Annotated in this window: 19 protein-coding genes; 8 read left to right on the forward strand and 11 right to left on the reverse strand. The window is 72.5% G+C overall.

The features are described from left to right. Positions 1-344: 344 nt before the first annotated feature. The 9 genes from ACWDAG_RS32160 to ACWDAG_RS32200 all read right to left on the reverse strand — a co-directional run bounded on the left by ACWDAG_RS32160 (position 345) and on the right by ACWDAG_RS32200 (position 9,614). Positions 345-1,238, reverse strand: a complete 894-nt coding sequence (locus ACWDAG_RS32160; protein WP_450699186.1) for a glycosyltransferase family 2 protein — start codon at positions 1,236-1,238, stop codon at positions 345-347. Positions 1,239-1,362: 124 nt separating this feature from the next. Continuing rightward, entirely contained in the window at positions 1,363-1,800 is a 438-nt protein-coding gene (locus ACWDAG_RS32165; protein WP_450699057.1) for a DUF3052 domain-containing protein, read from the reverse strand. Between the two features lie 74 nt (positions 1,801-1,874). Beyond that, positions 1,875-3,551, reverse strand: a complete 1,677-nt coding sequence (locus ACWDAG_RS32170; RefSeq protein ID WP_450699058.1) for an ABC transporter ATP-binding protein — start codon at positions 3,549-3,551, stop codon at positions 1,875-1,877. A gap of 535 nt (positions 3,552-4,086) precedes the next feature. Further along, positions 4,087-4,398, reverse strand: coding sequence for a hypothetical protein (locus ACWDAG_RS32175; protein ID WP_450699059.1), 312 nt, complete (start codon positions 4,396-4,398; stop codon positions 4,087-4,089). A 43-nt stretch (positions 4,399-4,441) separates the two neighbouring features. Beyond that, positions 4,442-5,422 carry a hypothetical protein gene (locus ACWDAG_RS32180; RefSeq protein ID WP_450699060.1) on the reverse strand — a complete coding sequence of 327 codons (981 nt, stop codon included), beginning with the start codon at positions 5,420-5,422 and terminating at the stop codon, positions 4,442-4,444. Next, positions 5,419-6,045 (reverse strand): flavoprotein, encoded by a 627-nt coding sequence (locus ACWDAG_RS32185; protein WP_450699061.1) that lies wholly within the window; start codon positions 6,043-6,045, stop codon positions 5,419-5,421. The genes ACWDAG_RS32180 and ACWDAG_RS32185 overlap by 4 nt, the downstream gene beginning before the upstream one ends. After that, positions 6,038-7,018, reverse strand: coding sequence for an LLM class flavin-dependent oxidoreductase (locus ACWDAG_RS32190; protein WP_450699062.1), 981 nt, complete (start codon positions 7,016-7,018; stop codon positions 6,038-6,040). The genes ACWDAG_RS32185 and ACWDAG_RS32190 overlap by 8 nt, the downstream gene beginning before the upstream one ends. Further along, entirely contained in the window at positions 7,015-8,325 is a 1,311-nt protein-coding gene (locus ACWDAG_RS32195) for a M16 family metallopeptidase (RefSeq protein ID WP_450699063.1), read from the reverse strand. Before ACWDAG_RS32195 ends, ACWDAG_RS32190 begins: the two co-directional genes overlap by 4 nt. Then, positions 8,322-9,614, reverse strand: a complete 1,293-nt coding sequence (locus tag ACWDAG_RS32200; protein ID WP_450699064.1) for a M16 family metallopeptidase — start codon at positions 9,612-9,614, stop codon at positions 8,322-8,324. The genes ACWDAG_RS32195 and ACWDAG_RS32200 overlap by 4 nt, the downstream gene beginning before the upstream one ends. 166 nt (positions 9,615-9,780) lie before the next feature. On the opposite strand from ACWDAG_RS32200, the gene lxmK reads away from it, so the two are divergent. The 5 genes from lxmK (at position 9,781) to ACWDAG_RS32225 (ending at position 12,979) form a co-directional block, all read left to right on the forward strand. Next, positions 9,781-10,971, forward strand: a complete 1,191-nt coding sequence (gene lxmK, locus ACWDAG_RS32205) for a class V lanthionine synthetase subunit LxmK (RefSeq protein WP_450699065.1) — start codon at positions 9,781-9,783, stop codon at positions 10,969-10,971. Continuing rightward, positions 10,968-11,948, forward strand: coding sequence for a T3SS effector HopA1 family protein (locus tag ACWDAG_RS32210; RefSeq protein ID WP_450699066.1), 981 nt, complete (start codon positions 10,968-10,970; stop codon positions 11,946-11,948). Before lxmK ends, ACWDAG_RS32210 begins: the two co-directional genes overlap by 4 nt. Before the next feature lie 7 nt (positions 11,949-11,955). Beyond that, positions 11,956-12,303 carry a hypothetical protein gene (locus ACWDAG_RS32215; protein WP_450699067.1) on the forward strand — a complete coding sequence of 116 codons (348 nt, stop codon included), beginning with the start codon at positions 11,956-11,958 and terminating at the stop codon, positions 12,301-12,303. 184 nt (positions 12,304-12,487) lie between these two features. Further along, positions 12,488-12,688 carry an LxmA leader domain family RiPP gene (locus ACWDAG_RS32220; RefSeq protein ID WP_306186812.1) on the forward strand — a complete coding sequence of 67 codons (201 nt, stop codon included), beginning with the start codon at positions 12,488-12,490 and terminating at the stop codon, positions 12,686-12,688. A 90-nt stretch (positions 12,689-12,778) separates the two neighbouring features. After that, positions 12,779-12,979 (forward strand): LxmA leader domain family RiPP, encoded by a 201-nt coding sequence (locus ACWDAG_RS32225; RefSeq protein ID WP_306186810.1) that lies wholly within the window; start codon positions 12,779-12,781, stop codon positions 12,977-12,979. A 175-nt stretch (positions 12,980-13,154) separates the two neighbouring features. On the opposite strand, the gene ACWDAG_RS32230 is transcribed toward ACWDAG_RS32225, so the two are convergent. Together ACWDAG_RS32230 and ACWDAG_RS32235 are read right to left on the reverse strand one after the other, a co-directional pair. Further along, entirely contained in the window at positions 13,155-13,484 is a 330-nt protein-coding gene (locus ACWDAG_RS32230) for a winged helix-turn-helix domain-containing protein (RefSeq protein WP_450699068.1), read from the reverse strand. Next, positions 13,481-13,924: a hypothetical protein gene (locus tag ACWDAG_RS32235; protein WP_450699069.1), complete on the reverse strand. Its 444-nt coding sequence runs from the start codon at positions 13,922-13,924 to the stop codon at positions 13,481-13,483. The genes ACWDAG_RS32230 and ACWDAG_RS32235 overlap by 4 nt, the downstream gene beginning before the upstream one ends. Before the next feature lie 436 nt (positions 13,925-14,360). Here ACWDAG_RS32235 and ACWDAG_RS32240 point away from each other — a divergent pair, with 436 nt between their 5' ends. The 3 genes from ACWDAG_RS32240 (at position 14,361) to ACWDAG_RS32250 (ending at position 16,994) form a co-directional block, all read left to right on the forward strand. After that, positions 14,361-14,759: a transposase gene (locus ACWDAG_RS32240; protein ID WP_450699070.1), complete on the forward strand. Its 399-nt coding sequence runs from the start codon at positions 14,361-14,363 to the stop codon at positions 14,757-14,759. A gap of 70 nt (positions 14,760-14,829) precedes the next feature. Further along, positions 14,830-15,759, forward strand: a complete 930-nt coding sequence (locus ACWDAG_RS32245) for an ABC transporter ATP-binding protein (protein WP_450699071.1) — start codon at positions 14,830-14,832, stop codon at positions 15,757-15,759. Continuing rightward, positions 15,756-16,994, forward strand: a complete 1,239-nt coding sequence (locus tag ACWDAG_RS32250; RefSeq protein WP_450699072.1) for an ABC transporter permease — start codon at positions 15,756-15,758, stop codon at positions 16,992-16,994. Before ACWDAG_RS32245 ends, ACWDAG_RS32250 begins: the two co-directional genes overlap by 4 nt. Positions 16,995-17,027 lie beyond the last annotated feature (33 nt).

Raw genomic sequence — 17,027 nt, forward strand, 5'->3', positions numbered from 1 at the left:
TTCCCGCGTCCCTGGCGGATTACCGCCCTCGTCACGACGGTTTCCCGCCACCTGTGTCGCGGCGGTCGCCGCCGGAATCCGTTACGGCTGCGGCCGTCCGGCCGAGCCGGTCGACTGCTTCACGCCAATCGGCCGAGGCCGGAACGGAGAACCGTTGGCCACATGTTAGCGATCCGTTGGTGCCACCTGATGTGATCACTTCATCGGATCTGGCCCGGGGGTGCGCGCGTAGAACGCGCAACTCGGGGGAGTGACGCCGTCGTGGCCGGATCCGGGGGACGTCAGAGGGTCCCGGTCGGCGGAGGTGAACGCCCGGGACCCTCGTCCCCTCCAACCATCCCTCTTCAGATGACGGGCGGCCGCCCCAGCCGCGAGAGCCGCCACACGGTCCGCCACCGCATGGGCCGCCGCTCGCCCGCCGGTTCCCTGAGGCCCTCCACGAACCCGCCGAACCAGGCGCGCAGCCCCGCTCCCGACCGGGTCCGTACGAGGGTGAGCAGCGTCCAGACCGCCAGGTGTACGGGGATGAGCGGCAACGGCAGTCGACGGCGGACGAGCCAGACCCGGTTCCGGGCGTTCACCCGGTAGTAGATGGCGTGCCGGGCCGGCGAGGTCTTCGGGTGCTGGAGCAGCAGTTCCGGTGCGTACAGGATCCGCCAGCCGGCGTCGGCGGCCCGCCAGGCCAGGTCGGTCTCCTCGTGGGCGAAGAAGAACTCGGCGGGCCAGTCGCCGATCTCGTCGAGCATGGCGGTCCTCAGGCCGTGGCCGCCGCCGAGGAATCCGGTGACGTAACCGCCCCGCATCGGGTCGGAGGCTCCGACCCGGGGCACGTGCCGCTGCTGTGTCTCGCCGTGCTCGTCGGCGATGCGGAAGCCGACGATGCCGAGCTTCGGGTCGGCGGCGAACAGGTCCCGTACCCGCCGCAGCACATCGGCGTCCACGAGCAGGCCGTCGTCGTCCAGTTCGACGACGACGTCGACGTCCCCGAACTCCCGCAGCCTGGCCAGCGCCTGGTTCCGGCCGCCCGGGCAGCCGAGGTTCTCGTCGAGCTCCAGGAGGGTGACCTCGCCGGGCAGCGCCAGCCGCTCGGCGTAGTCCGGCAGCGGGCAGCCGTTGCCGACGATCACGATTCGCGTGGGCGCGAGGTCCTGCTTGGCCACGGACTCCAGCAGGGCGTCGACCTCGGCAGGCCTGTTTCCCATGGTCACCACGGCGACGGCGATCCTCGGCGCTCCCAGGTCCTGCATGCCCTTCACCCCATCACGGCCGCCGGCAATCCCGGCCGTGATGCTAACCGTTCACGGTAAGGACTTTCTGAGTACGCCGATTCTTGGGTCAGGCGTGGCGGTTCTCCTGCCTGGGTCAGGGGTGTCGGTTCGTACGGCGGTTCTCCCTGCGCCGTACGAACTTCAGGCCCGACCAGTCCACCCCCAGCGCGGCGACCTTCACGTCGACCACGCCGAGCGGGAGGAAGAGGTCCCGCAGATCGTTCTCGGCGATGTCGCTGACGTGGCCTGCGGCCTTGCGGGGCCAGGCGATCCACACCATGGCGTGGTCGGCGAGGGCGGCGACCAGCGTGGCGGCCTCGGCGGCCAGGGCGGCACGGGTGCGGTAGAAGGCGAGGGTGATGTCGGCGCCGCGGGGGCCGTCCGCGGTGAGCTCCGCCCCGTCGGGCAGGCCGGGGATGTCGAACGGATCCGGAGCGTGCAGAAGTGCCACCCGGTGGCCCGCCCTGATGCCGATCTTCCTGGCGAGCGGGGTACCGGAGTACCCACCGCCCGCGGTACCGGATCCGCTCATCGGCTGCCTCCGTGGTTGCCTGTCGCCCGGTGTCTGTCACCTCGGCCGGGCTTCCATCGTGCCGGAGGGCGCCGTCAGTCGGCCTGTGCCGCGGCCTGGGTCGTGACCAGTTCCCGGTACGGGGCGCAGCGGGCCATGAGCTCGGGGTGGGTGGCCGCGTCGATCAGGGTGCCGTTGCCGAGCATCACCACATGGTCGGCGTGCCGCACCGTGGACAGGCGGTGGGCGACGACCAGGACGGCGCGGGTGGCGGAGAGCTTCGCCACGACGTCCCGGAAGCGCTGTTCGTTGATGCTGTCCAGCTGCGAGGTGGGCTCGTCGAGCAGGACGATCTCCGCATCGGTGAGCAGTGCCCTGGCCAGGGCCAGGCGCTGACGCTGGCCGCCGGACAGGTCGTTCTCCCGGCCGAGCACCGTGTCCAGCCCGTCGGGAAGTGCCTGCACGTCCTCGCGCAGGCCCACCGCGTCCAGGGCGGCCATGAGCTCCTCGTCTGCGGGCGGACGATGCCGACCGAGTTGCAGGTTGTCCCGCACGGTGCCCTCCAGCAGCGTGAACTGCTGGTCCACGTACGTCACCCGGCGGCGCAGCTCGGGCAGCGGCCAGGCCAGGACGTCGTGCCCCAGCACCTCGACGCGTCCGGTGCCGGCGTGTGCGAACCGTTCGACGAGGGTCAGCGCGGTCGACTTGCCCGCTCCGGAGGGTCCGACGAGGGCGGTCAGGCCGGTACGGGGGGCGGTGAAGGAGAGACCTGTGAGAACGGGGGGCGCCGAGGGCCCGGCGTAGGAGAAACCCACCTCGTGGAAGGCGACCGCGGGGCGGCCCGGCAGCGGTTCGGGGGCCGGCGCCTCGGCCGAGGCGTCCCCGTCGCTCTCCCGGTCCAGCGCGAGAAGGTCGTTGAAGCGGGCCTTGGCGGCGAGACCGGCCTGCAGACGGCCGATGCCGGTGGCGACCATGGTGACCGGGGTGACGAGCTGGAGGAGGTAGAGCAGGAACGCCGCGAAGTCCGGGGCGGTGAGCTGCCCGTGCGCCATGCGCGCTCCGCCGCCGACGATGACGGACACCAGAGCGATCTGCTGGCCGAGCCCCATCACGGGACCGATCAGGGACTGCAGCCGAGCCCCGGTCAGCGAGGTGCCGGTCAGCTGAGCGGCGTCCTCGCCGAGCCGGTCCGCCGCCCGTTCCTCCGAGCGGTAGGCCTTGATGGTGGCCAGGGCGGCGAGATGGGCGGTGAACCGCTGGGCGAGGCCGCCGATGGCCTCCTGCTGGTCGACGACGTTGCGCTTGACACGGACGACGACGAAGCCGATCGCGGCACCGGCGACGGCGAACGCCGCGATGGCGACCAGGACCAGCAGCCAGTCGAGTACGGCCATGATGACCAGCGTGGACACCACCGTGAGCACTGCCAGCGGGAGTTGGACCAGGCCCACGTCGATGACGGCCCGCAGCAGGAGCGCGTCGGAGGTGACGCGGGCGACCAGGTTTCCGGCGCCCTGGGCACGTACGGTTCCCAGGGGCAGCGCAAGGGTGTGGGCCATGACCCGGCGGCGCAGTCTCAGCAGCATGAACTCGCCGAGCCGGGCCAGCAGATAGCCGGATGCGGCGGAGGCCAGCGCGGCACCGAGCGCCAGGCCGCCCAGCTCGAGCGCCGGGACGGTGATCGACTCGTCGCGGGCGAACGAGTCGATGACGTCCTTCATGATCAACGGCACACCCAGCGTGGCCGCGGTCGAGGCGAGGGCGAGCAACATGGCCAGGGCGAGCTGGACCCCGTTTCCGCGCAGAATGTCGGCGCCGAGCCGGACGGTGCGGGCACCGGTTCCGGCGGACCCTGCGGGCGTGGCGGACCCTGCGGACCTGCCGCGCCGGGCGGAGCGAGTCCGCCCGGCCGCCCGTGCCGACCCAGCGGACCCGGCCAACCCACCGGACTCGGCACGCCTGGCAGGCCCAGTGGACACGTCGAGCTCGGCGGCCCCGGCAGACCCAGCGGACCCGGCGAGCCCGGCCACCCCGACGGACCCGGCCGACTCACCGCGCCTGACAGACCCAGCGGACTCGCCGCTCCCGGCACAGCCACTACGCCCGACTGCCACCCCGACGGACCCGGCCAACCCGGGAGACTCGACAAGCCCGGCAGACCCAGTGGACACGGCGAGCTCGGCGGACCCGGCAGGCCCTGTGGGCTCGGCGGACTCAGTGCACCCGACAGACCCGACAGGCCCAGCGGACCCGTTGGCCCCGTTTGCCCCGTTTGCCCCGTTGGGTGAAGTCTCGCGTCGGGTCATGTCAGTGCTTCGCGGCCAGGGTGACCAGTTCCACGGCCTCGGCGAGGCCGAGTTGGGGGGCCGCGCGGCGCAGCTCCTTGATCGCTCGGGTGGAGGTGTCCCCCGCTGCCACGCCCGCCCGGTCGAGGGCCTGGCGGGCCCAGCGGATCTTCATGTCCTCGTCACTGCGGGCGGCGGCCTCGATCAGCGTCAGCGCCTTGCGCAGGCCCGGCGCCTCCGCGGCGTCGGCGTGCGCCAGGGCCTCCTCGACGGCGGTGCGGGCGTCGTCGAGGTCGTGCAGGACTACCAGGTTGAGATGGCGGGTGGTGCGCATGAACGGTCCCTTCATCGGGTGTTGTCGGCGTTCTCGTCGTGGGTCAGGAGGTGCCGTCGAGCGCCGCGCTTCCGTCGCCGTCGACGTAGGCGGGCAACGCATCGGCGTACAGGCCGAGTTCGGGATGCCAGCCCATGTAGGCGGCGAAGTCGTGGGCATGCGTGACGATGCGCAGCACGGCTGCGCGGCCGACGGCCAGGGGGTCGTCCGCGGTGCCGTGTCCGTATCCGTCGAGCAGGGCGGCCGGAAGCTCGGTCAGCAGGGGCCGGGAGGTGCCCTTGCGGTCGGCCGTCATCCGCAGTTCCAGGAACTCGCCGAGGAGCCAGCCGAGGTCGAAGGCGGGCGGGCCGGGAGCCAGGTCCTCGCCGGTCAGCAGAACCGAGTCGGCGTCGGGCAGCCCAGGATCGCCCACGATGAGCGATCCGGTGCTGGGCGCCCCGTGCAGCAGCACGCCCCCGGGCCCCGGCTCGGCCGACGCCGCGCACCAGGACCGCACGGTCTCCCAACGCAGTCGGCCGAAGCTCGCACGCAGAACGCCGTGCAGCTGCCGTGCGGCACGCGGCCCCGTGCCGGTGTCCATCCACGCGGCAAGGCGGACCGGCCCGGGAGGACCGCTCCGGCCGGTGAGTTCGCCGGGCGGCGCGCCCAGGTCCGGAGTGTCGTGCAGGGTGCGAAGCAGTCGCCCGGTGTCGTGCAGGGCCGCGGTGAGCCGGTCGCGATGGGCCGGCGTGAGATCGGCCCAGAGGAGCTTCGCCGCGGAGTCCGCTCCGTGAGCGGTGTAGTGCAGAGCGCCCGGAGCCTCCTCGGGCAGCCCCACCCGCACGGTCGCAGACCGCAACGACGCCAGGCGGCGACGGGCCTGCGGACCGGGGCCGGCCAGGGGCACCGGCCGGTCGGCCCCCGCACTTCGCACCCACCGGAAGGAACCGTCCGTCAGCCGGTGCACGGTGGTGCGCTGGTAACCCGTGGCGAAGGAGTCGACGAGACGGGAGCCGGTCCGGTCGCCCCAAGCGTCCGCCGTCATTCCTGCGCCCCGCCGGGCCGCTGCGCGAGCCGGGCGCGCAGGGATTCGACGGCCGGGATCACCTCGGTGAGGGTCGCGGCCGTCATGGCGCCGGGCTCCCCCGTGGTCATGCTGATGCCCTCGTGGGGCGGTACGACCGTGACGTTGCCGCGTTCGGCGAGGGCGCGGGTGTGCTGCTGCCAGGCCGGGGAGGTCAGGGCGCCGGGGGGCAGGGCGGGGGCCAGGGCGATGGGGGCGGCCGTGCACTGGAGGGCGAGCAGGGTGGGGGTGTCCGCGGCGCCCAGGGCGAGTCGGCTGGTGAAGTGGAAGGTCGCGGGGTGGACGACGACCGTGTCGGCCCAGTGGGCCAGTTCGACGTGCGGAGCCGTCGTCTCGGGTTCGTCGCCCCAGACGTCCAGTTGCGGCGGACGGCCGCCGAAGACCGACAGGGTCGTGGGGGTCACGAAGCGGGTGGCCGAGCGGGTGACGACGGTCCGTGTCTCCACCTCCGGGTAGGAGCTGCGCAGCCAGTGCAGCCACATCGGCATGAACATCACGCCGAGGGCGCCGGTCCCGACGTAGAGCAGACGGCGGCCGGTGAACGGCGGTGCCGCGGAGGGCGGTGCGGAGGCGGCGTCATGCACGGCGGCCGTCCACGGCGGTGAGGATCTCGGTGAGATCGGTGACAGCGGCCCCGAGTCCGTGGGCATTGAGCACGCCGCAGACGTTGACGATCACCTCGTCGACGCCGTGGGCGCGGTAGTGGTCGAGGCCGTCCGCGATCTGCTCCGGCGATCCCGTGACGAACGTCCCCGACTCCACCAGGAGGCGGGCGCCCGTCCCCGGGTCGGAGGGGTACGCGGGGATGCCGGCCCGGCGCAGCATGTCGGTGTAGTGGTCGGCGCTGAGGTGGGCGCGGGCCGCCGCGAGCGCGACGGCCGGGATGTCGCGACCGGGCCGGTCCACGGCCGCGTGCACGACCGTCGCCACCCGCGGCACGGACCGCCCCGAGCGAGCGGCGCCCTCCTTCATCGCGGGAAGCAGCACGTCACGGATGTACGGCGGCGGGGTCAACCAGGTGATGGCGACGTCGGCGACCTCCCCGGCGGCGCGGGCCATGGCGGGGCGCAGCACACCCAGGCCGTACTCGACCGGCGGCGCGTCCATGACCGGGAACACGGCGTGCGTGCTGTGCTCTTCGCTGTCCTGGTGCACCGTCTCGCCGTCGATCAGGGCCCGCATGGTCCGCACGTACTCCCGGGCCGCCGTGACCGGCTTGGCCAGCGGCGCGGGCCGGACCGCGGACTGGAACTCCTTCGACCCCGGCCCGATGCCCGCCACGAACGGCAGCCCGGACAGCTGTGCGACGGACCGGGCCTGGACGGCGGCGTCGTACGGATGACGCAGCGGCGACAGGGCCACGGACGATCCGAACGGGATGCGGATCCCGGCCCCGGTGAGCGCGGCGAAGACATGGTGGGTCTCGATGCCCAGGGACTGGCCGAGCCACAGCCGCCCGCTGCCGCGGCGCTCCAGCAGCCGGGCGAAGGGCATGACATGACCCACGTGGGAGGCCTGGAGCGGGTACACGACGCTCGTGGTGTGCGGGGAGTTCACAGGGCTGTGTCCGTCTCCGTGAGGTGGGCGGTGTCGCCGAGGACGACACCGTGGTAGTCGGTCGGGTGGTAGAACCGTGCGGCCGCCGCCGCGACCTCGGCGGTGGTGACGGCGGCGAGCTCGTCGAGGAAGCGCGCGATACGGTCCGGCTCCTGACCGAGCGTCAGCGACAGCAGCAGGCTGCTCGCCCAGGCCTGCTGCGAGGAGGTGGCCAGCGCGGTCATCCCGGTGACGTAGCGGCGGGCGGCCTCGACCTCGGCGGTGCTCGGCGGCTGCTGAGCCATGCCGAGCAGCACGTGCCGCATCCGGCGCAGGGTGCCGGCCGCCGACGCGGTCGCGGTGTCGGCCTCCAACGAGATCACCAACTGGTCCAGGTGGTCGTGGAAGGCGCTCTCGCAGCGGTAGGCGAGACCGCGCCGTTCGCGTACGTCGGCGACGAGCCGCGAGGAGAAGTAGCCGCCGAAGACGATGTTGGCCAGGGTCAGCGCCGCGAAGTCGGGGTGGCCCCGGTCGGGCGCGGGCCGCACCAGGCGGATCTGCGACTGGGCCGCCCCGGGGCGATGGATGCGGGCGACGCCCGGCTGCCGGATCACCGGTGTGTGCCGGGGCGGAGGCGAGGCGCCCGCGGGTCGCCACTCCTCCAGCGCCTGCGCGGCCCGGGTCACCGCCCGGTCGGGATCGAGGTCGCCGACGAGGACGAGAACGGCCCGGTCGGGGCGTACGACGTCTCGGTGCGCGGCGCGGACCTCCTCGGCGGTGACGGCGGCGAGGTCCGCCGCGTACGGGACGTCGGTCATGCGCGGCAGCGGGCCGTACAGATGGCCGAGGAGCGCCTCGGTGGCGAGCAGGTGCGGCTGCCGGCGGGTGGTGGCGACCTGGCGTACGGCCCGTTCCCGGGCGGCCCGCACCGCGGGTTCCGTGTGCCGGGCCTCGACCAGGCTCTCTCCGAGTACGCCGAGCAGGGTGGGCAGCGCGGCGGCGGGCCCTGAGCCGTTCAGGCCGAGCCAGCGGGACGAGCGGGACGCCGACAGGGTCGCGCCGGCGGTGGCCAGCGTGTCCGTGATCGCCTCCCGGTCGTGCCGCGGAGTGCCGTGCAGCAGCGTCGCGGCGAGCAGCTCGTGCACGGCCGCGGCAGGGAAGCCGTCCGCGTCCAGCGGTACGGCCAGGCGCAGTTCGGCCATCGGGATGGACGCATGGCGCAGGGCCACGACGCGGAGCCCGTTCGGCAGTCGAACATCGGCGATCGGCGGCAGCACCAGGGGCGGTACGGGGCCGATCGCCGGCAGGGATGCGGTCCGGGTCGTCATCGGGGGCCGCCTCCGCCCGGGATCAGGGAGAGCACCGCGCGCTCCTGCGGGCGCAGGGCCGCCGCGGCGGCCGCCACGTCTTCGGCCCGAACGGCCGCGAGGCGGTCGCCGAGCTCGTCCACGAGGTGGGGAGTGCCGTACAGCAGCTCACAGGTGCCGAGGGCGCGGGTGCGGGCGACCAGGTTGTCGAGGCCCCGCCAGGTAGCCGAGGTGATCAGTGCGCGGGCCTGGGCGAGTTCGTGCTCGCGGGGTCCCGACGAGGCGAGGTCGGCCAGCTCGGCGTCGACCGCCTCCAGCAGCCGGTCGGTGTCGGTCGTGGTCGGGTGGGTCGCCACCAGGACGAAGGTCTCCGGGTTCCTTGCCCGCAGCGGCCCGAACAGACCACAGCCCGCGCTGACGTCGGCGGCCATGCCCCCCGAACTGCCGTGCACCAGGCGGCTCTTGAGCCGTGACGTGTCGCGACCGGTGAGGAGTTCGGCCAGCACCATGTGCGCGAGACAGCCCGCCGGCCGGGTCCCGGCGTCGGGCATGCGATGGCCGATCGCGGTGGCCGCGAGGGCGGCGTGCGGATCGTGGTGCGTGGCGTACCGCGGCGCCGTAGGAACCGGCTCGGACAGATCCGCCGGCGGCGGCACCGGGCGGGCCGGCACCGGGCCGAAGTGACGCGCCACCAGCTCCGCCGTACGGTCGGGGTCGACGTTCCCGCAGACGGTCAGCACCGCGTTGCCGGGGGCGTAGTAGGTGTCGTAGAACGCCTGGCACTCCTGGACGGTCGCCGCGTCGAGGTCCTCGAACGCGCCGTAGCCGTTGTGGGCGTTGGCGTGGCTCCGGTACAGGACGGCGGGCAGCACGGTCCAGGGGAAGCCGCCGTAGGGGCGGTCCGTGACGGTCTGCCGGATCTCCTCCTTCACCACGGCCGTCTGGGTGCGCAGCGTCTCCTCGGTGATGCACAGGGCCCGCATCCGGTCGGCCTCCAGGAACAGCACGCGCTCCAGGGCCTGGACGGGCACCACCTGGTAGTAGTCGGTGTGGTCCTGGTGGGTCGAGCCGTTCGCGGTGCCGCCCGACGCCTGGACGAGGCGGAAGTGGTCGGCGGGCCCGACGTGTTCGCTGCCCTGGAACATGACGTGCTCGAAGAGATGGGCGAAGCCCGTGCGGCCGGGCGGCTCGGACCGGAAGCCGACGTCGTAGTGGACGGCGACGCCGACGGACGGAGCACCGGACATCGGCTGCACCACCAGGCGAAGGCCGTTGGGCAGCGTCGAGCGGTGCAGCGGAGGTCGGGACATGCGGTCAACCTAGGACCCGGATCCGTGACTAAAGAAACCCGGGATTCTGATTTCTTTCGATACGACAGGTGTGCCGCTGCTCAGGGCGTCGCCATACAAAGGAACGAAGAAACTTGAATTGCTTGTTTCTGGTGAGCGGCAGTTCGCGTATTTAGCATTCCGCCGCGTGACAGATAAATATGGAACCGAGGTCGAGGAATCCCGGCGGACCCGCGCGCGCTACGATCCGCCCGCCCTGGACAACGAGCCCGGGGTGGCGGCGCTGCTCGCCTCGCTCGGCCTCGGGTCCTTCGACCCCGCCGAACTGACCTCCCACGTCGGCCGCAACGACAACTGGTCCGGCCCGACCACCACCGGCGACCGCGTCTTCGTCAAACGCCTGGGCGGACCGTCCGAGGCCGACGCCCGCCGCCGCTTCGCCCGCCTGCTCGCCTTCGAGAAACTCGCCGGCCGCGACGCCGAGCACCTGCTGCGCGGACCGAGGTTCCTCGGCCACGACGCCGAGGAGCTGCTCGTCGCCTTCGAACTGCTCGACGAGGCCCGCTCCGGCGCCGAACTCGCCGCCGACGACGCCTTCGACGACGAGCTGTGCCGTACTGCGGGCCGGATCACCGCAGCCCTGCACGAGCTGCCCGCGGACACCGAGCCGCTGGATGCCACCCCGCATCCGCTGCCGGCCACCGACAAGCTGCGCGCCCTGCCGCTGCCCGCGTTCACCGGCGCCACCTTCGGCGAGCTGGAGACCTGGCGGCTGCTCCAGGCGGACGGTGAGTTGCTGGAGGCGCTGACCCGGCTCAGGCGCCGGGAGCACGCGCTGACGGACCTTCGCCCCATCCACGGCGACCTGCGCCTGGACCAGTTCCTGTGGACGCCCGAGCGGCTCCACCTCACCGACTGGGAGGAGCTCCGCCTCGGCGACCCGGCCCGCGACGTGGGCGCGTTCGTCGGGGAGTGGCTCTACTTCGCCGTACGGGGCATCCCGAAGGCGATCGGCAGCGAGCCGGAGTTCACCTTCGACCACGAGACCACGCACGAGGAGATCCTGAGCTTCGGGGTCCGCGAACTCGACCGGCTGCGGCCCCGGATGGCCGCCTTCTGGGACGGCTACCGCAGCGTCCGCACCAGCATCGACGAGGGGCTGCGGGCACGCGCGGCGGCCTTCGCCGGCTGGCACATGTTCGACCGGATGTTCGCCACCGCCATGGTCGGCGGCCGAGTGCAGGCCGCCGACCGCGCCTGCGCCGGCATCGGCCGCACCGTCCTGCTGTCCCCGGACGGCTTCACCGACACCCTCGGGCTGACCGAGCCCCCGGCCCACGCGGCCGCCCTCCCCACCGCACCTGGAGAGACGCTTTGATCACCGTCGCCGACACCCTTCCCCCGGCCCTGGCGCGCGCGGTGGAGGACATCGAGGTCGCACCCGACGGCCTGTCCGCCGTCCTCGGCGAGGAACGCCTCGAAGCCGACTCGCCGCACAAGCTCGCCCAGCAACTCGGCTCCGCCGTCTACCAGATGGTCCATGTCGGCCGCGACAAGCCGGAGACGAGCCGCCCGCGCACGCTGCGCGACGCGGAGTTCGACCGCGCGCTGGCCGAGGCCATGCCGCACACCGTGACCACTGCCCGCGCGGTCGTCCAGGAACGAGCCGCCGACGGCACGCTGCTGGCCCTGGTCGAGGGCGTACGTGTGCTGCTGCCCGCGGACGCGCCGGCCGGTCCCGTCCCCGACGTGCTGCCCGCCACCGTCCCGGTGCGGCTGCCGGCCGCGCGGCCCGCGCTGTCCACCGGGTTCTTCCTGGCCGACGGCTCCGCGGGGACGGGCGTCGGCTCGGGCCCGCAGACACTGCGTGTGTACGTGCACGTCGCCACCGCCGAGGCGGCCCCGGGCGTGTGGCACGCGGTCCTGTCGTACCTGGAGGAGGCCGGGGTGCCGTACCGCGCGAAGATCACCTCCTCGCCACGGCTGTTCCCGCGCCGGGACGCGCTCGTGGTCTACCTGGGCCCGCAGGGACGGCACGCGGTGGCCGGACTCGCCGCCCACGCCGCCCAGCTTCCCGGGCTCGGCCCCGACGTCTCGCCCTTCGCACACCGGCTGGCCCCCGGCGTCGCCCTCGCCTGGGAGCCGGACGACGGACGACCCGGAATGCGGTCGCTCAGCTTCGGCGAACACCGCAGCGGCGCACTGGCCGAGGCGCTCGTCAAGCACGCCGTGCGCGCCGACGGCGTCGGCCTGTCCGCCGCCGTCGAGGAGGCGTTCCTGAACGCGGGCATCGATCCGATGGCCCCCGCCCGCAATCTCAACTCCCCGCCCCTGCCGGGTGCCGGGCTCCTGTAGAGACACCGTGACACTCCCGGAAGACGGCCCGGCACACCGCTGCACACCACCCGCGGGTGTGCGGAGCCGGGCGGTCCTGAGGCTCCTGAGCGGCGCCGAGCCGCCCGTGACGGTCTGCCGGCGGCTGCGGGTGTGCCCCGACTGCCTGGACGACTGGTGCGCGACGTTCCTCAGCCATGGCGTGCGCGCCCTGGCGCAGGACGCGGCGGGGGACGGACGTGCGGCGAGGCGCGGGGACGTGGCGGACGTACTCGCCGAGGACGTCGCGGAGTTGCGCCGGGTCCTGCGCGAGGCGCGCGAGGAGTGGGAGCTGTGGGAGCGGCTGGCCGCTCTTTCCGAGCCTCGCACCCGGTGACGTCTTTTCTTTGCCCCTGCCGACATCTGTGCAGGTCAAGGGCGTCTCGCCAGAAAGTTGACGGTAATTTTCGGCCCCCCGAGGACGGGTGGGCCGTGCTGGAATCGAACTGCCGGACGGGGACGGGGACCCGGGGGTTCGCCCCGGACGACCCGGTCCGGCCGATACCGAGAGGGGAATTCACGTGAACACCGCTGACCAGCTCATCGCCGGTTACACCGCCTACACCGACGCCGCCGACTTCGGCGCCACCGCCGGCGGCCAGGCCCCGGCCACCACGCCGTCGATCCTCAGCGTCGTCGCCGAGTCGAGCGCCGCGTGCGGCGGTGCCGTGAGCGCGGTCTCCGCCGCGTCCGTCGGCTTCACCGCGCACTGGGGCTGCTGACCCGCCCTGCGCTTCGACGAGCTCCCCCTGGGGCTCGGCGCCGAGCTCTGCACCGATCTCTTCAACGACCCTGTTCCGAAAGGACTTTCCATGAACACCGCCGACCAGCTCATCGCCGGCTACACCGCCTACACCGACGCCGCCGACTTCGGCGCCACCGCCGCGGGCGAGGCTCCGGCCACCACGCCGTCGATCATCACCGCGTCCTCGCCCGAGTGCGGCGCGTTCACCATCAGCGCCGCCAGCGGCGTCCTGACCAGCGTCTCGATCACGCACGGCGCGGGCTGCTGACCTCGTCGCCGATCCGGTCCGCCGGACGAGGGGTGCTGCCGCCGGACACGCGGCAGCACCCCACGCGTCTGTGCCGGACCTCGCGACCGGCCGTCGTACGAGCATGGGTTTCCCCCGGCCCATGAGTCGTACGGCGGCCTTTCCGCGTTCCCGCGTGCCGCTGCCGGCCTCGTGGTCACTGCTGGGTCCGCGCGCCCTGGCTCTGCGCCTGGTCGGCGATCTGCTGGAGCGCCTTGAGGTGGGCGGCGAGCCGGGCGCGGCCGTCGCCCGTCAGGGAGACCCAGGTGCGCGGCCGCTTGCCTACGAACCCCTTGCGGACCTTGACGTACTCGACGGCCTCCAGGGCGGACACGGTCTTGCTCAGGGCGGAGTCCGACATCTCCAGGCTGTCGCGCACCGTCTTGAAGTCGGCCTCCGCACACCCCGACAGAAACGCGACCACGGCCAGCCGGGTGGGGTGCTGGATGGTGGCGTCCAGCTGCGCGGCGACGTCCCGGACGGTCATGCCGGCTGCCCTCTGCGGGCCTGCGCGAGCTGGATCCAGGACAGCGCGCCGAGGCCGATGCCGAACACGGCGAGGAACGCGGAGAATCCGAGGAAAAGGGCCGCGGCGCCGGCGGCGGCCAGCGGGATCAGCACCGCCGACTGTCGCAGCGCCCGGCCCCGTGTGTCTCCCGTAGGCCACAGGGCGACGCCGCCCGCCCTGCTGGACGCCACGGACAGCACGAGGAAGGCGGCCAGGCAGCCGAATCCGGCCACGAGATACCCCCAGGCACCGGGGTGCGCGTCGAACAGGGCGAGGCCGCCGAACCCGGCGGCGAACAGCAGCCCGGCGGCCGGCGGATGCCACGCGGGCACACGCCGGGCCGATCGAGCGGCCGAGAACGCGCTGCGAGCGGCGGTGAGAGCGGCGTCGGCTCCGGTGGGTGAGGTGGGCTCAGTCATGGTGCCCACCATGGCATCTACTTTCCCGGATGGCAAGTACTTGCCTCGCAGCCCGACTCGCTTGTCAAGAATGGCCGACGTCCATAGGCTGAGACAGGGCGACGGCCTGACCAGCCGAGCGCCCAACACAGCCGTCGGGCCCCTTCGGGCCGATGCCACAGAGCCCTTCGGGGCTGAATGAACGGGGGTTCATCATTTACGTCGCCACGCCGTCACCGCCACCGCGGGACTGAGCCGACCTCTTGACGCGTTCTTGCGTGACTGCTGAATTGCAGCCGCGCAGAAAAGTGCTGCCCAAAACAAATTCTGGCCGTATCTTTCACGCCTTCCTCTTACCTCACATTTTCCTCAACTCTCTTCCTTCCGCAGTCCTTCTGCGACCAAGGTCGAGTCGCAGGAAGAACTTCTGAAATTCCGTCCGAAGGGAATCAGAATCGTGGCGCGCCCGCCCGTCATGCCTCCAGAAGAAAAAGCAAAGCTCGTACTCGGCGTTCTGTCGGGAAAACTCACGGTCTCCCAGGCCGCCCGTGAGGCCGGCGTCTCCGAACAGGCCATCGGCAACTGGAAGCGCCAGTTCATAGCGGCAGGCAGCCAGGGCCTGGAGGGCGGTGACCGGCTGAGCAGCGAGCGGGAGCGCAAACTCCGCGCCCAGATCACCGAGCTCAAGACGGCCCTCGGCGAGGTCTATGTGCAGCTCCGCGCCCGCAGACAGACCGTGGACTTTCACACGGTCCCTTCCCAGACCTCGAAACCGTACGGCGTGAACGCGGGCTCAGCGTTTCGAGGTTCTGCAGCCTCCTCGGGATACCGCGAAGCACTTACACGCGTCGACTGACGTCCAGGGACGGCTGACGTCCCGGCCGACCGACGCACGCGAAACACGACACCCTGCAGGGAAGCGGAGCATGCACGACACCCCGGGCCTGGACATACAGGCCCTGACGAAGCGTTACGGGGACCACCGGGCCCTCAACGAGATGTCCTTCGAGGTGAGACCGGGCGAAGTCTTCGGCTTCGTCGGCAGCAACGGCGCGGGCAAGACCACCACGATGCGCATCGCCGTCGGCGTCCTGGACAGCGACGGCGGCGCGGTGCACTTCAGGGGCCGTCCCGTGGACGCCGCAGCCCGCGCCCGGTTCGGTTACATGCCGGAAGAACGCGGCCTGTACCCGAAGATGACCGTGGCGAAGCAACTCGTCTATCTCGCCCGGCTGCACGGCCTGTCCCGCGCGGACGCGGTCGGCGCCATGCGGACGTGGACCGAGCGGCTGGACGTGGACCAGTACCGCGACCGCCAGGTCGACTCGCTCAGCCTGGGCAACCAGCAGCGTGTCCAGCTGGCCGCCGCCCTCGTCCACGACCCGCAGGTGCTGCTGCTCGACGAGCCCTTCTCCGGACTGGACCCGCTGGCCGTGGACACCATGAGCGCCGTACTGCGGGAGCGGGCCGAGCAGGGCGCCCCGGTCCTCTTCTCCAGCCATCAACTCGACCTGGTGGAGCGGCTGTGCGACCGGATCGGCATCGTCCGCTCCGGCTCGATGGTGGCCTGCGGCACGGCCGAGGAACTGCGGGCGCCCGGCGGCGAGGACCTGTACCTGGAGATCGAGGGCGCACCGCGGGACTGGGCCCGGACGCTGAGCGGCGTCGACTCGTTCCGCAGCAAGGGGCCGGGCACCGTGCTGCGGATCGCGGACGACTGCGACGAGAACGAGCTCGTCCGGCAGGTCGCCGCGCTGGGCAGGCTGCGCACCTTCCGGCGCGAACAGGCCACGCTCACCGAGCTGTTCCGCGCCTATGTGACCGAGCCCGACGAGTCCGCGGAGGACGCCGCATGAGCGAGGGAAGCAGCACGAAGAGGGCCGGGGCGGTCACCTCCGCGGCGGCCGCCGTATGGCTCGTCACGAAACGGGAGACGGCCGCCCGGGTCGCCAACCGCGCCTACGCCATCGGCACGTTGCTCAACGTCGGAGTGATCCTGGGCCTGCTGTACTTCTTCGCCCCGTCCCCGTCGGACGGTCACGACACCACCGGCACCGCGACGGTCGCCGTCACCGGCGTACCGGTCGGCGCCGTCGCCCCCGGGCCGGCCGGGAAGGACGGCACGCGATGGCGCCCGGCCGCCGACGAGAACGCGGCGCGCCGCCAGGTGACCGGCAAGAAGGCCGACGCCGCGCTGGTGATCGACGGCTCGCGGGTCCGGTTGCTGGTCCGGACCGACACTCCGGGGCAGGTCCGCTCCACGGTCGTGGCCTCGGTCCGCCAGTGGGCGACCACCCGCGCGCTCCACGCCCAGCACGTCGACACGGACCGCCTGACCCAGGAGGTCACCGCCGCGCTCCCACGCACCGAGACGGTCGACCGGCGCGGCCACACACCCCCCGACGAGCACAGCGGGGCCGAACTGGGCGCCGCGATCGGCATCGTCACGATCCTCTTCTTCCAGCTTTTCGGCTACGGGATGATGGTCGCCCAGGGAGTCGTCGAGGAGAAGTCCACCCGCGTCGTCGAGGTGCTGCTGGCCACCCTCACGCCCTTGCGGCTGATGGTCGGCAAGGTCGCGGGCATCGGCGCGGCCGCGGTACTCCAGACCGCCGTGTTCGGTGTGGCCGCCGTGCTGGCCGTGCGGTTCGGGCATGCACTGCCGGCGCAGTTCCCGGCCGCGCCGGCGACGCTCGCCGCCCTCGGCTGGTTCGTCCTGGGCTTCGCCTTCTTCGCCTTCCTCTTCGCCGCGGCGGGCTCCCTCGTCTCCCGCGCGGAGGACGTGTCCTCGGCGGTCATGCCGGTGCTCATGGCCACCCTGATCCCCTTCGCCGTGTCCATCGCCGCGGCACAGGACCTGAACGCCACGTGGGTCCAGGTCGTCGGGTACATCCCGCCGTTCTCCATGTTGATCATGCCGCTCCAGGTCAGCGTCCACGAGGCGGGCTGGCTCCCCAACCTCCTGGCCGCCCTCCTGATGCTGACGGCGTCAGCCGCCCTGGCGACCCTCTCGGCCCGCGTCTACCAGCGCTCGATCCTGCGGATGGGGGCAACGGTGCGCTGGCGGGAGGCGCTGACCTCGGCGACGTAGCCTGCTGGAATCGCGCGGACGAGATACGGGACC

The organism is Streptomyces sp. NPDC001157, from assembly GCF_053598255.1.